The following is a 13,737-nucleotide window of genomic DNA, read 5'->3' as shown; positions in this document are numbered from 1 at the left end:
TGAATCCTTTTCTTTTTGTCTGATTCTCTTTTTGCTAAGAGTAAAGGCTAAGTAAATCAATAAAATCTAGTATAAGAATGATCATTGGTGGTGTTTGTAAAGCATTTGAAGTGTATAGTGGAAAAATATGAATTATTTATGTCCTGAATACCTCTTACTGTCCAATAGAATCAACTTGTGATTTAATGAGAAATGACTAAATTTTTTAAAATTTAAAATTCTGGGGAGTGGAAGCTAAATGAAATTATTTATTATTTTAGGGGCTATAAATGCATTTTTAGCTGTTGCGTTAGGTGCATTTGGAGCTCACATTTTAGATGGAAGAATACCTGCAAAATATATGATTACATGGGAAAAAGCAGTTATGTATCAAATGTTCCATGCGCTTGGTTTATTAGTAGTAGGTTTACTAGCTGGAAAAGTAGGTCCTCAAACATCTATTAATTGGTCTGGTTGGTTAATGTTTGCAGGTATTCTATTATTCTCAGGAAGTCTTTATATTCTAAGTATTACACAAATTAAAATGCTAGGGGCGATTACCCCAATTGGTGGAGTATCATTTTTAGTAGCTTGGGTGCTAATGATTATTGCTGTTTATAAATATGCTTAATGGTTTAGAAGAGGATGCTTTAAGAATCATTTAAAAAGGGGACGCCAGATAAAAGTATTCACTTCTATCCGACATCCCCTTTTTCGCCATTTATCTTGGAGGGTATGTGGCAAGTTGAGGTCCACCGGTAAATGGATATTCATATTCAATTTCTTCATCAAAAGTAATGTAATCTAGATATACCATTAATAGAATGTATCGAAGACCGGTTTGAGGATCACTTAAGATGATATGATCTCTACCACCCGCTTCAATAATTCCTTTGAATATTTTGGCATTCCACTCAGTATTATTTTCAAAAGTCATATATACGGTTGCTAGCTTTCCTTTATTCAATCGCAGGATATTTTCAATATAAGATTGTTCGAGTGGGAGCATGCCTGGTATTTGAGGCGCTTTGCTCGTTCCATTTTGTTTGGTTGGTACTAAAACACCCCCAGATGGTTCTAAAAAGCCACCTTGATAAGTTTGCATTGGTTGTTGTGATGGCATTTGCTGTTGCTGGAAAGGTTGCTGTTGTTGTGGTTGCTGATAGGCTTGTTGCGGCTGTGGCTGAGCGCCTTGCATGGTTCCGTAATACGGTGTTGGTGTTGGTTGTGCTTGATATCCATAATTCGCATATGGATTTGCTCTGTTTTCATTCATTCAAACTAACCTCCATTATTTACATTTAAGAATATGAAGCTTAAGAAACATACGAGAAAAAACATTTTTCTCTGATGTGTAGTCTTAATACATAATGAGAATTCATTTCCATATGAGAATCATTTGTGATTTAAGCAAAAGGTGAATCTAAAACGTTTGATAAACGCTTGGACAATCATCTCCAGTCGGTTCAAAAAAGCAATGAGCTTTATATCGTCCGCTATTCGCTTGACCATACCACTGTGGTGGGCAATCTCCTTCGGGACGAAAAAACCATAATGAATAAGAAGCAGGATGATAACGATTACCTTTAATGACTTTCCTAGCTAAATCGATATCCTTTTGGCGAGCTCGTTGATAAAAGTATCCTTTTTGTGTTGCTTCAAAGCCTCCTGGGTTTTGATAAACCATTTTCGACATCGTATCAATATTTTTAAAATCTAGACAGGTAGCTTTTACTCTGTTGACGCCTACATTGCCAACCATTAACATTCCTAACTCGCCTTCACCCTCTGCTTCAGCCCTCATTAATCGAGCCAGCAATTTAACATCTTCTTCGTTAGCAGCAATAACCGCCATTTATTTCACCTCACTGCCTAATCTTGTTGAAGTGGTTGTTAGCGTTTCATGTAAAATGCAAAACCTAATCATAAACAAAAGGAAGCTTTTCTATTTCATATTTATGAGATAAGCCAAAAAATATACCAAAAAAAAACTCTTAGCAACTACGCTAAGAGTTTTTATAAATATAATAAGATTATTTGTTTTTCACTAGACTACTGTCTATTCCTATACCCAAAAGGCTCGTTGCCGTTTTTTCTTATTGAATATGAAGAAAAGCAGCTACTTTATCTTCTTTTAAAAGATTACCTACGAAGAAGGAACCAAACTCGCCATAGCGGGCACTAACTTCGTCGAAGCGCATTTCATAAACAAGCTTTTTGAATTGAAGAACATCATCTGCGAATAATGTTACACCCCATTCGTAATCATCAAATCCTACTGAACCGGTTATGATTTGCTTAACTTTTCCAGCATATTGGCGACCAATCATACCATGTGAGCGCATTAAGCTTTGACGTTCAGCCATCGGAAGCATATACCAGTTATCATTACCTTGACGACGCTTGTCCATTGGGTAAAAGCAAACATGTTTTGCTTTTGGAAGTGTAGGATATAAACGAGCTATAATTTGTGGATTTTGATATGGATCTTCACTTTCAGGTAAATAATTACTTAATTCCACTACCGATACGTATGAGCTTGTTGGAATTGTATACTCTGCTAATTTTGATTTATTAAATTCTGTTTCAATTTCATTTAATTCTTCCATAGTTGGACGTAAAATCATCATCATAAAATCTGCTTTTTGTCCAACAATTGTGTATAAAGCATGACTACCTTTTTTCTCGGATTCTGTTTTATTCCATTTTTCTACCAAGGATAAAAATTCAGAAATAGCTGCTTGTCTTTCGTCGCTTGAAAGCATTTTCCAAATTGTCCAATCAATCGATCGAAAATCATGTAAACAATACCAGCCATCAAGAGTTACTGCTGCTTCACCCATTTTCACCACTCCTAAAATTACCATCTATTTTTTCACTAATACTATACCATAATTTATAGTAACAATCGGCTTATAAGGCTTACAGACAAGTAATTGTAATAAATACTTGTGTTGCTTTTTGTTTGAATTATAAAAAAACATTATATAAAAATAATTATGAATAAAGAAAAAACAAAAGAAAACAATATAATTCCTTCTATTCTCATAGAAATTTTTCACTCAACAGAGTATGCTTGTTATATAGATATTAAGGAGGATTTTGTAGTGAGTGATTTATTTACATCTTTGAAAAATACAGTACAAGGACAAAATAAAAAAATTATTTTCCCAGAAGGTACTGATGAGAGAATTCTAGCAGCAGCTGGTAGGTTAGCAGCTGAAAATCTAATTATCCCTATACTAGTTGGTAAAAAAGAAGTCATTGAGCAAAAGGCTGAAAAACTAGGGGTTAAATTGGATGGTGTTGAAGTTTATGATCCTGAAAATTATAGTGAGATGGATGGACTTGTAGCGGCATTTGTTGAGCGTCGTAAAGGGAAAGTGACAGAAGAGCAAGCATTTAATATTTTGCTTGATCCTAACTATTTTGGGACTATGTTTGTATATGTTAATAAAGCAGACGGTTTAGTTAGTGGTGCGGTGCATTCAACTGCCGATACAGTACGTCCAGCTCTTCAAATTATTAAAACAAAAGAAGGTATTCGAAAAACTTCTGGTGTATTCATTATGGTACGTGGAGATGAGAAGTACGTATTTGCTGATTGTGCAATCAATATTGCTCCAGATAGTCAGGACCTTGCTGAAATTGCTATCGAAAGTGCTAAAACAGCAAAAATGTTTAATATTGAACCAAAAGTAGCAATGCTTAGCTTTTCTACAAAAGGATCAGCAAAATCACCAGAAACTGAGAAGGTATCAGAAGCAGTAAAAATAGCAAAAGAAATGGATAGTTCTTTTGTTGTGGATGGAGAATTCCAATTCGATGCTGCGTTCGTACCTTCGGTAGCAGCACAAAAAGCTCCAGGAGCTGACATTCAAGGTGATGCTAATGTTTTTGTATTCCCAAGCTTAGAAGCAGGTAATATTGGATATAAAATTGCACAACGTTTAGGTAATTTTGAAGCGGTAGGTCCGATTTTACAAGGATTAAATCAACCTGTTAATGATCTTTCTCGCGGATGTAATGAGGAAGATGTTTATAAATTAGCGCTTATTACAGCTGGACAGTCTATGTAAAGTCCGTGTATCTTAATAATAACGAATGAGTTATTGATTTAACGTGAAATTATAATCGGTGGGATCTTTTCATTGCCCACCGATTATTCGTTTATACTGTATAAATGGGGTACATAACAATATGAGTGAATGCAATTCATTATTAAAACAAAATAAGTGGAGAATTATAGATCATACGTCGCTCGGTTCGGCATTTTCTGCCTTACAATCATTCGCGATAGATGATACTTTGTGTCATTCTGCCGGTTTAGGACTAACACCTGCAACTGTTAGAACATGGGTTCATCATCATACAGTAGTATTGGGAATACAAGATAGTCGATTACCTTTTCTTGAGAAGGGGATTGCCTATTTAAAACGAGCGAATCAAAGAGTGATTGTACGTAATTCGGGCGGTTTAGCTGTTGTATTAGATGAAGGTGTACTGAACATTTCTCTTATCTTTACAGAAATGGATAACAGAATTGATATTAATAAAGGCTACGATGCGATGGTAGAACTGATTCGTTACATGTTTAAAGATTATAATGTAACGATTGAGGCTAAGGAAATAGTCGGTTCTTATTGTCCAGGAAGTTATGATTTAAGTATAGATGGAAAGAAATTTGCAGGCATCTCACAGCGAAGAATTCGTAATGGAGTAGCGGTTCAAATTTATCTGTGTGTGACTGGCAGTGGTTCTGAACGTGCTAAAATGATTAAAGAGTTTTATACAATCGCTAAAGGAAATGAGGAAACGAAATTCGTTTACCCTACTATTGTTCCTGATGTAATGGCATCATTAAATGAATTATTGCGATCAAATTTAACTATACAAGATGTAATCATGCTGCTTCTTCAAACGTTAAAAGAGCATAGCAAATCAATGTATTCTTCTCAGTTGACAGAAGAGGAAGCAAATCGCTACGAATCTTATTTATTACGTATGCAAGAACGGAATAATAAAGTGAATCTTTAATCATAGCAGAGCTAAACAATTTTGATATAAAACACTATGAGCACACAGCTTTTAAAAAACCACTGTTTAAACAGTGGTTTTTATTATTGGCGCATAAGAGAATATCTAGTAAACTAAACCTCTAATGAATTTAGTTTACTACTAGAAAATCTAAAAAATAATTCCTATTTTTATATAATTTAAACGTAATCTAAAAATTTAAAAAAATTATTATTTATATAATGATTTCATAAAAATATTTGATAATCTATTTATGAAGAGGTTTGTAATTTTTTCGAAAAACATATATTACCATATCTTTTTGTTGTTATAGGGGACTTTTTATGAATTCAAAACCGTTTATAAGTATCATAAAAAATAAAAAATACTACTTATTATTATGTATATTCGTTTGTATTTTATCGATGACATATCCTTTGAATCCGTTAGCTAAGGAAGATAAAAAAGTGGTGAAAGTTGGCTATATAGAAAAGGATAGTGTTATTCAAAAATACAATGAGGAGCCAACCGGAGGCTATATCTATGATTATTTATTAGAAATTGCAAAATATACTGGTTGGAAGTACAAATTTGTACCAGTCACTTTAGAACAAGGGCTAGAGAAATTAGCGAATGGCGAGTTAGATTTCTTTGGACCATTGCAATATACGAATGAAAGAGGGAAAGAGTACGCATTTCCACAATACGCTTTTGGATATGAATATGGAGCATTATTTGTAGATGAGTCGAATAATAAGTTGTTTTATAATAATTTCGAAAAATTTAATGGAATGAAGGTCGGAAGGATTCCAAATAATTATTTTAACACTGCGTTTGAAAAATATGCTGAGGAAAATAATTTCACTGTAAATTATAGCGATTATAACGATACCGAAGATCTTCTAAGAGCACTTAAAGAACATAAGGTAGATGCTATCATTTCTGGTACAATAAATAAACTAGATAACGTGAAAATCATTGGAAAATTTTCGGTCGCCCCCACTTATATAGCTGTTACAAAAGAGAAGCAATCATTATTACAGGAATTGAATAAAGCGTTAAAAAGAATCCGATTACAAGATGTTTACTTTGGATCAAAGTTGTACGATCGTTATTATCAATATCAGACAAGTAAAGTTGCTCTTACTAAAGAAGAAAACCAGTTTGTAAAATCACATCCTAAGCTTAAGGTTGTATATGATCCAGATTATTCACCAGTCGCTTATTATGATGATGAGACAGAAAAGTTTAAAGGAATTAATGCGGATATATTTCAATTAATTTCTGACTACAGTGGACTAGAATTTGAATATATAAGAACAAGTGATTATCAAGAAAGTGTTGATTATATCGAACAAGGAAAGGCCGACCTAATTGTTGGATATACAGAGATTAGCGGAACTAAACCCTTACTAAAAACAGATAGTATTATTGATATTCCTGTAGTTAAAATGGGGAAGGTTGGGTCAAACTTTGATGATAAGAACATTACATTAGCGCTGCCTAGGAGCTATATGTCTAGTATTCAAAATATCGAGAAAAACTACGATGGAGCAAATATTGTTATATACAATACGATAAATGATTGTGTGAGGGCTTTGGATAAAGGGGAAGTGGATGCAACTATTGTTAATATCTATATGTTTGATAAAATTGCTCGAAGCTCGAATGATGATGCATACACTATTTTAGGAATAACTGATGTTGTTCTTTCTATGAGAATTGGTATAGCTGATCAAGTCGATTCTAGAGTGCTTTCTATATTGAATAAATCAATAGCCAATATTACCGATAAACAGATTGATGTAAGTATTTTTTCTAATACTATCGAGGAAGCATATAGGACTCCGTGGCAGATTATTATAAAAAAATATAGTGTTTATATATTTACAGGTATTACTTTATTATTCGTTTTAATTATATTATTTATTTTACTTGCTAAAATCCGGATGGAAAGGCAGCTTAAAGAGATTGCCTATACTGATGGATTGACGGGGGTAAGAAATTTAGAGAAATTTAGATTAGACTCATTAGCGTTGTTTGAGAAGAATAATCCTAAAGACTATACCATTTTATATATGGATATAGAAAAATTTAAAAATATTAATGATACATATGGCTTTAAAGAAGGAAATGAAGCTTTAATTTTTGTTTCTAAATGTCTTACAGATCAAATAAGAGAAGAGGAACTCTTTTGTAGGGTATCTGCAGATTATTTTGTAGCGCTTATGAAGGAGAGAGATCCTGACACATTATCAAGTAGATTACAGGAAATTTTTACTCAAATAAAATCTTTTGGTGAAGAGCAATCAAAGCCTTATAAGCTTTTCATGAGATGCGGTATTTATTTAATTAAGGAAAATGAAACGGACACTATACTTATGATGGATAAGGCAAATGCAGCAAGAAGAGCTCTTAAAGTAGACAGAGAAAATGCCTTTGCATACTATACGCCTGATATGCACAATCAAATTTTGAAAGAAAAATTAATTGAAGAGAGTATGGAATCGGCTCTTGCGAATGAAGAGTTTCTTGTCTATTTACAACCTAAATATGATCTAGCTCTACATCGAATCGTTGGTGCTGAGGCTTTAGTGAGGTGGAATCATCGTGTAGAGGGAATTTTGTCTCCTATGGACTTTATCCCTATTTTTGAAAGAAATAATTTTATTATTCATTTGGATTTTTATGTTTTAGAAAAAGTATGTCAGAAAATAAAAGAATGGCTTGATTTAGGCTATGAGCCTTTACCGATTTCTGTTAATATTTCTCGCGTTCACTTAAACAGAAAAGATTTTACAAATCGTTTAATAGAAATTGTAAAAAAATATGGTATACCACCTTCTTTGATTGAATTTGAATTAACTGAGACTACTTTTATCGATAATATAGACTTGCTAATTGAAATTATGAAAGAACTTAAGAAAGAGGGCTTCCTCATCTCTATGGATGATTTCGGAACAGGTTTTTCATCACTCAACTTATTAAAAGTATTACCTGTTGATGTTCTGAAGTTAGATAAATCCTTTTTAAATTGTGAGAAGACTACTGAGAGAGAAGAAATCTTAGTTGCGGATGTAGTTGCGATGGCTCATCACTTAGATATTAGAGTGGTAGCGGAAGGGGTTGAAACGACTAAGCAAGAAGAGTTTTTATGTATGATTGGCTGTGATTTAGCCCAAGGGTATTTATTTGCTAAGCCAATGACGATTAAGGAATATGAACAATTGGTTTTTAATAAGAAAATAGATTAAATAAAAAGGCTGTTTTCTATAAACAGGCAAGTGAATTTAGGTTGAGTGGAATTTCGCTCTAGGAGGTTCACCTATCCCTTTGCTCCTGCACGGGTCTCACGCCATAAGCTCCAATTGACCTTTTATTTCACTGAACGAATTTAAAAACAACAATCTTTTAGAAAACAGCAAAAAAAACCCCATCAGTAAGATTCTACTGATAGGGATTTTTTTTGATTATTGTATAGCTAAATCAATCTTGTTAGTTGGTTGTAATTCAACTGTTTGATCAAAAACTTTTATCTGTAAAGCCGCACCTTCAAGTAATTGAAGTGATACATTACAATCAGTTACTGTAACTGAAATTTGTCGGTTTTGATATGTGATGGCAAATTGATAATTTGTCCACTGTTTTGGAAGAGAAGGTGCTAGCTCTAAACCTGACTCTTTTACACGTAAACCTGCAAATCCATAGACAATTGCCATCCAAGTACCACCCATATTTGCCATGTGTAGTCCATCTTTAGTATTGCCATGTGTATTATCTAGATCAAGACGTGCTGTTTCGATAAAGTATTGATATGCTTTGTCTTTATATCCAACTTTTGAAGCCATAATACTAAACACGCAATGTGAAAGCGAAGAATCGTGTGTTGTTATTTTCTCATAGTAATCATAAGAATTTTTAATTGTACTAAAAGCTTGTTCATCCTCTAGTAAGAAATGACCTAATACAGTATCAGCTTGTTTACAAACCTGATAGCGGTAAAGAGTAAGAGGGTGATAATGAAGTAATAGAGGATGTTTCTCCTTTGGTGTGTTTTCAAAATCCCAAATCTCTTTTTGGAAAAAGCTATCATCTTGTGGATTTACATCAAGTTCTGCATCGTATGGTAAGAACATAAGCTCAGCGGCTTTTTGCCAACCTGCTATTTCCTCCGAAGACAATGTAATCTTCTCAGAAAGTTTGTTTAAGGCTGTAGGGTTGTTTTCTAGTAATAATTGATAAATTTTAGCAGCCCATTTTAAGTTATGCTTAGCCATTACGTTTGTATAATAGTTATTATTTACAATACATGTATACTCGTCTGGACCGGTTACATCATTAATAACAAACTGATTATTATGGAAGTTTCCTGCATCCATCCATAATCTTGCCGTCTCGAATAATATCTCAGCTCCGTACTCAGACATATATGTTAGATCTTTTGTTACTAAATAGTATTGGATATTACTATAAGCAATATCAGCACTTATATGGTATTGAGCTGTACCTGCTGGGAAAAATGCGGAGCATTCTGTGCCAGAAATAGTACGCCAAGGGAAAAGTGCTCCTTGTTTATGACCTAATATTTTTGCATTTTCACGTGCACCATCTAAAATATGATAACGATAGATTAATAAGTCTTTTGCTAATTCAGGTTTAGTCATTAAAAATACAGGAATCATATAAATTTCTGTATCCCAGAAATAATGCCCTTCATATCCTTCTCCTGATAAACCTTTAGCCGCTATATTAGAGTGAGAATCGCGACCTGTCGATTGTAATAAGTGATATAGGTTAAAGCGAATTCCTTCCTGTAGTTCTGAATCGCCACCAATTGTAATATCAGCATATTTCCAGAAGTTTGCTAAATAGTCAGCCTGAGCTTCTAGAGCTTTTTCAAAATCTGGGTATGATTGTAACGCAAGAGTAGCTTTTTCAACAAGTTGATCACCATGACGAAGGGTGTCTGTATAGGCATTCCACTTTGTAAAGGTTACAGGCTGAGATAGTTCAAATGTATATTGAGATTGTACGCTTTCATTGTATACGTTATGTGAAACAGAATGTGTAGTATTTATAGTATGTTTAGATGTACATACTGTCTGTAATTTCGATACATAAGTTTCGTTCATCACAATACTCACATTGTTATCTTCTTTAGTCATTACAACCTTTAAACGTTTAGCATGACCTGAAGCAACGCGTGGATCATTAGGGTCAGTAAAGTTTTCAACATCTCCATTTACGGTAGAAATGATTTTCACTTTTCCAAAATAATTAACAGGCTCAATCGATACTTGAATTGCAAATAACTCACGTGCAATAAAAGAAACAAGACGTTTGAAATGTAGTTTAATTTCATGCCCATTTGGAGATTTCCAATGAATGATTCTCTCACTATAGCCTTTATCCATATGAAGATTACGTTCATAGGCTAGAACGTTTCCGTCAAATAAAGAGAAACGTTCTTCACCGAAATAAATAACTAAATCTTGTGCATCGATAATGTTGACAAGTTTTTGCTGAGTTTCAGGAAAGCCGTATAGTTTTTCGCCGTATGTTACTTCAGTTACATCATGAAAAGCATTGATATAGGTTCCTCTAATACTTGTAAATCCTTTTTGGTAGCCTTCTTCAAAGTTACCACGAATACCTAAATAACCGTTACCAAGGAAAAATAAACTTTCATCTTGTAGTAAATCTTTTTGAGATAATTTATTGGATGTTAATGTCCAAGTCATAGGGGAAATCCTCCTAAATTGTTGAGTATCGTTATGATAAAAGGCTCTTCAAAAGAATTCTTCCTTATACCACTCCGTAAAGTGTAGGGGAAATCTTTTTACCAAGCCTTTGTGGTTTTTCTTGTAATTTATGAATTTAAAATACTATTATCTAGATTCGGCTCCTAGATTTGTAAAGCTTTATTTATGGAAAAGTTCTTTCATAAGAGCTAATGTCAATTGATCCGTAGACGATACCACATGATCTGCGTTATTTAATATAGAAGCTTCGCCAACTCCAACTGCAAGCATGTTCGCAGCATTGATAGCTTCTACTCCTGCATGAGCATCCTCAACTCCAATACAGTTTGCTGGATCTACACCAAGAGCTTCAGCTGCTTTTAAAAATACTTCTGGGTGAGGTTTAGATTGAGCAACTGTAGCTGCATCAACAATGTGATCGAATAAATCTTGAACACCTAGCCCATTAGTTACTTTGAATGCGTTTTTAGATGCTGAAGCCATTCCGGTTTTAATTCCTGCTGCTTTTAATTCCTTTAAAAAGCTTTCAATACCAGGAAGCAAATCATTTGCTGTTATATTAGCGATTAATTCAACATAATGATCGTTTTTCTTTGTTGCTAAAGCTTCTTTTTCTTCAGCTGTGAAATCATTTTGCTTGTTTCCTAGGGCTAGAATGCGTTCTAGTGATTCTGTACGACTAACGCCTTTTAGCGTTTCGTTGAACTCGCGGTCAAATGGTATATTTAAATCTTCACCAAGCTTTTGCCAAGCAAGGAAATGATATTCCGCTGTGTCAGTAATAACACCGTCTAAGTCGAAAATAACTGCTTCTAAAGTTTTCAAAGGATGTTCCTACTTTCTAAAAATTAATATTTATTTCGTTTGGTAAAAAGCTAAATAGATCTGTTTAGCTTTTTTGAGGCGATAAGCTCCTTCTAGAGATCAAAAGAGAAATCTGCTAGAGGAAGGAGCTTATGTCTCATAATGTCGATGGTCACTAGTCCATACGAAGCTGACCGGTCACTTTTCGCTTTTCTATTTGTCTAGCTACAAGTGGCCAGCTTCTAGTGGACTTCGCCAGCCTCTTTTCGATAAGTCAACATCGAATCGCTCCGCTCTTCATGTTTCCTTTATCTCAGTCGGTGGTCTCCAGTCCATACGAAGCTGAACGATCACTTTTCGCTTTTCTATTTGTCTCCACCTATGCGGAAGCCTTGCATAAAGTATTTATTTAACATGATATATAATATGATGATTGGAATAATCGATACGACGGATGCCGCCATTATATAATTCCATTGTGTTAAGTTTTGGCTTTGGAATGATTGTAAACCAAGCGTTAAAGTATACTTCTCTGGTGAAGAGATATACAATAATGGCTTTAAGAATTCATTCCAGAATCCTAAAAATACGAATACACCTTGTGTTGCAATCGAAGGACGAGCCATTGGAAATACGATTTTGAAAAATGTTTGGAAACGACTTAACCCATCTACTTGAGCAGCTTCTTCTACTTCTTTTGGGAAGTTGATAAAGAATTGACGCATCATGAAGATGTAGGCGAAGTTAATCGCACCTGGCAAGATAAGAGCACTATATGAATCAAGTAATCCAAGAGATTTCATGATTAAATAGTTTGGTATTAATAAAATTTGAGCAGGTACCATCATAACTGCAAGAATTAAGATAAATACATAGTTTCGCCCAGGAAAGCGTAAGCGAGCTAATGCGTAACCAGACATTGTATTAATGACAATGTTTACGATTGTTCCAATACCCGCGATGATGAACGAGTTGACAATCCATTTCACGAAAAGTGGATCCTTCGTGAAGATATATTTAAAATTATCTAAAGTTCCATCTTGAGGTAGAATGTTTAATCCACCAGCAACAATTTCTTTATACGGTTTGAAAGATGCCATCACTGCCCAGAGAAACGGATAGAGCGTTACAAGAGCGTATATGATGAGAATGGCATACAGGATGGCCCTTGACCATTTAAACTTTTTCATAATTGTTCACTCCTTAATAATGCGACTCTTCACGGTTTACTCTTTTAGCAATCATAGATACTGCGAAGATGATGATCGTTAATAGTACAGCTAGAGCTGCTGAGTATCCCATTGTACCCATTGTCTTAAATGCATACTGATAAATAATCAGTGAGAAAGTTAATGTTGCGTTGTTTGGTCCCCCACTACCACCGGAGATGATATAAGCTTGGTCAAATAATTGGAAACATCCAATAATACCCATTAGTAATACATAATTTGTAACAGGTGTTAAGTTTGGAACAGTGATTTTGATAAGCTTTTGCCAAGCATTTGCGCCATCAATATCAGCTGCTTCATATAAGGAATGAGGTATGTCTTGTAATCCAGCTAAATAGATTGTCATGAAGAATGGTACTGTTGACCAAATATTCATAGCCATAATCGTATTTAAAGCAAATTCTGTTTCGTTAATGAAGTTAATTGGTGCGTCAATGAATCCCATTTGAACTAAAATGCTATTAAATGGACCATTTAAGCTAAACAAGAACATAAAGATCATTGTAAGCGCTGAACTAGATGTTAATGTTGGTAAAAAGAAGATTGTACGGAATGTATTTTGAAATTTGATTCCTGAGTTCAGTACAGATGCAATTAATAGGGCAATTGCTGTCTGCAAAGGCACTACAATAATTACATAACGAAGAGTATTTTTAAATGCGATCCATACTCGTTCATCATTAATTGCATTTGCGTAGTTTTTTAAACCTACCCAATCAAAGCTCATTTCACCAATTAAATTTACTTTTGTGAAAGAAAGGAAGAGTGCGTAGAAAATCGGGACAAGTGTGAAGACAATCATGATGATTAGTGCTGGTAGCATAAAACCATAACCCGTTAAGGCTTCACGTCGTTTTTTGATTGATTTCTTTTTCTCTTGAATTGTAGACGTTGTTTCTGTAGCCAATATGATTCGCTCCTTCCATGTACTGGTAAAAGGCACCTGC

General features: G+C 34.2%; 11 protein-coding genes. 4 read left to right on the top strand and 7 right to left on the bottom strand.

The features are described 5' to 3' along the window. Positions 1–238 precede the first annotated feature (238 nt). Positions 239–610, top strand: a complete 372-nt coding sequence (locus BN349_RS15640; RefSeq protein WP_019243274.1) for a DUF423 domain-containing protein — start codon at positions 239–241, stop codon at positions 608–610. Between the two features lie 90 nt (positions 611–700). Here BN349_RS15640 and gerQ read toward each other — a convergent pair whose 3' ends face one another. The 3 genes from gerQ to hemQ form a co-directional block, all read right to left on the bottom strand. Then, positions 701–1,255 carry a spore coat protein GerQ gene (gerQ, locus tag BN349_RS15635; RefSeq protein WP_019243273.1) on the bottom strand — a complete coding sequence of 185 codons (555 nt, stop codon included), beginning with the start codon at positions 1,253–1,255 and terminating at the stop codon, positions 701–703. 147 nt (positions 1,256–1,402) lie between these two features. After that, positions 1,403–1,834, bottom strand: a complete 432-nt coding sequence (locus BN349_RS15630; RefSeq protein WP_019243272.1) for a cell wall hydrolase — start codon at positions 1,832–1,834, stop codon at positions 1,403–1,405. 241 nt (positions 1,835–2,075) lie between these two features. Further along, positions 2,076–2,822: a hydrogen peroxide-dependent heme synthase gene (gene hemQ / locus BN349_RS15625; protein ID WP_019243271.1), complete on the bottom strand. Its 747-nt coding sequence runs from the start codon at positions 2,820–2,822 to the stop codon at positions 2,076–2,078. 264 nt (positions 2,823–3,086) lie between these two features. Between hemQ and pta the strand changes: the two genes are divergently transcribed. The 3 genes from pta (at position 3,087) to BN349_RS15610 (ending at position 8,249) form a co-directional block, all read left to right on the top strand. Continuing rightward, entirely contained in the window at positions 3,087–4,058 is a 972-nt protein-coding gene (gene pta / locus BN349_RS15620) for a phosphate acetyltransferase (RefSeq protein WP_019243270.1), read from the top strand. 121 nt (positions 4,059–4,179) lie between these two features. After that, positions 4,180–5,016 (top strand): lipoate--protein ligase family protein, encoded by an 837-nt coding sequence (locus tag BN349_RS15615; RefSeq protein ID WP_019243269.1) that lies wholly within the window; start codon positions 4,180–4,182, stop codon positions 5,014–5,016. A 323-nt stretch (positions 5,017–5,339) separates the two neighbouring features. Beyond that, positions 5,340–8,249 (top strand): EAL domain-containing protein, encoded by a 2,910-nt coding sequence (locus BN349_RS15610; RefSeq protein WP_019243268.1) that lies wholly within the window; start codon positions 5,340–5,342, stop codon positions 8,247–8,249. 216 nt (positions 8,250–8,465) lie between these two features. On the opposite strand, the gene BN349_RS15605 is transcribed toward BN349_RS15610, so the two are convergent. The 4 genes from BN349_RS15605 to BN349_RS15590 form a co-directional block, all read right to left on the bottom strand. Continuing rightward, the gene (locus BN349_RS15605; protein WP_019243267.1) at positions 8,466–10,736 is read right to left on the bottom strand and encodes a glycoside hydrolase family 65 protein; all 2,271 of its coding nucleotides are present in this window, start codon (positions 10,734–10,736) and stop codon (positions 8,466–8,468) included. Positions 10,737–10,916: 180 nt separating this feature from the next. Further along, positions 10,917–11,582, bottom strand: coding sequence for a beta-phosphoglucomutase (gene pgmB, locus BN349_RS15600; protein WP_019243266.1), 666 nt, complete (start codon positions 11,580–11,582; stop codon positions 10,917–10,919). Between the two features lie 344 nt (positions 11,583–11,926). Continuing rightward, positions 11,927–12,751 carry a carbohydrate ABC transporter permease gene (locus BN349_RS15595; protein WP_019243265.1) on the bottom strand — a complete coding sequence of 275 codons (825 nt, stop codon included), beginning with the start codon at positions 12,749–12,751 and terminating at the stop codon, positions 11,927–11,929. 13 nt (positions 12,752–12,764) lie between these two features. Next, the gene (locus tag BN349_RS15590) at positions 12,765–13,613 is read right to left on the bottom strand and encodes a carbohydrate ABC transporter permease (RefSeq protein WP_081591258.1); all 849 of its coding nucleotides are present in this window, start codon (positions 13,611–13,613) and stop codon (positions 12,765–12,767) included. Positions 13,614–13,737 lie beyond the last annotated feature (124 nt).

The organism is Bacillus sp. AP8 (genome assembly GCF_000321185.1).
GTDB classification, from domain to species: Bacteria; Bacillota; Bacilli; order Bacillales; family DSM-1321; genus Bacillus_AD; species Bacillus_AD massilioanorexius.
The sequence above is the reverse complement of the archived record's forward strand: the minus strand, read 5'-3'. Positions and strand labels throughout refer to the sequence as shown.

Coding starts and splice junctions, on each gene's coding strand:
- gerQ (WP_019243273.1), bottom strand. CDS start 1,255: ATGAATGAAAACAGAGCAAATCCATATGCGAATTATGGATATCAAGCA.
- BN349_RS15615 (WP_019243269.1), top strand. CDS start 4,180: ATGAGTGAATGCAATTCATTATTAAAACAAAATAAGTGGAGAATTATA.
- hemQ (WP_019243271.1), bottom strand. CDS start 2,822: ATGGGTGAAGCAGCAGTAACTCTTGATGGCTGGTATTGTTTACATGAT.
- BN349_RS15605 (WP_019243267.1), bottom strand. CDS start 10,736: ATGACTTGGACATTAACATCCAATAAATTATCTCAAAAAGATTTACTA.
- BN349_RS15640 (WP_019243274.1), top strand. CDS start 239: ATGAAATTATTTATTATTTTAGGGGCTATAAATGCATTTTTAGCTGTT.
- BN349_RS15630 (WP_019243272.1), bottom strand. CDS start 1,834: ATGGCGGTTATTGCTGCTAACGAAGAAGATGTTAAATTGCTGGCTCGA.
- BN349_RS15595 (WP_019243265.1), bottom strand. CDS start 12,751: ATGAAAAAGTTTAAATGGTCAAGGGCCATCCTGTATGCCATTCTCATC.
- BN349_RS15610 (WP_019243268.1), top strand. CDS start 5,340: ATGAATTCAAAACCGTTTATAAGTATCATAAAAAATAAAAAATACTAC.
- BN349_RS15590 (WP_081591258.1), bottom strand. CDS start 13,613: ATGCTACCAGCACTAATCATCATGATTGTCTTCACACTTGTCCCGATT.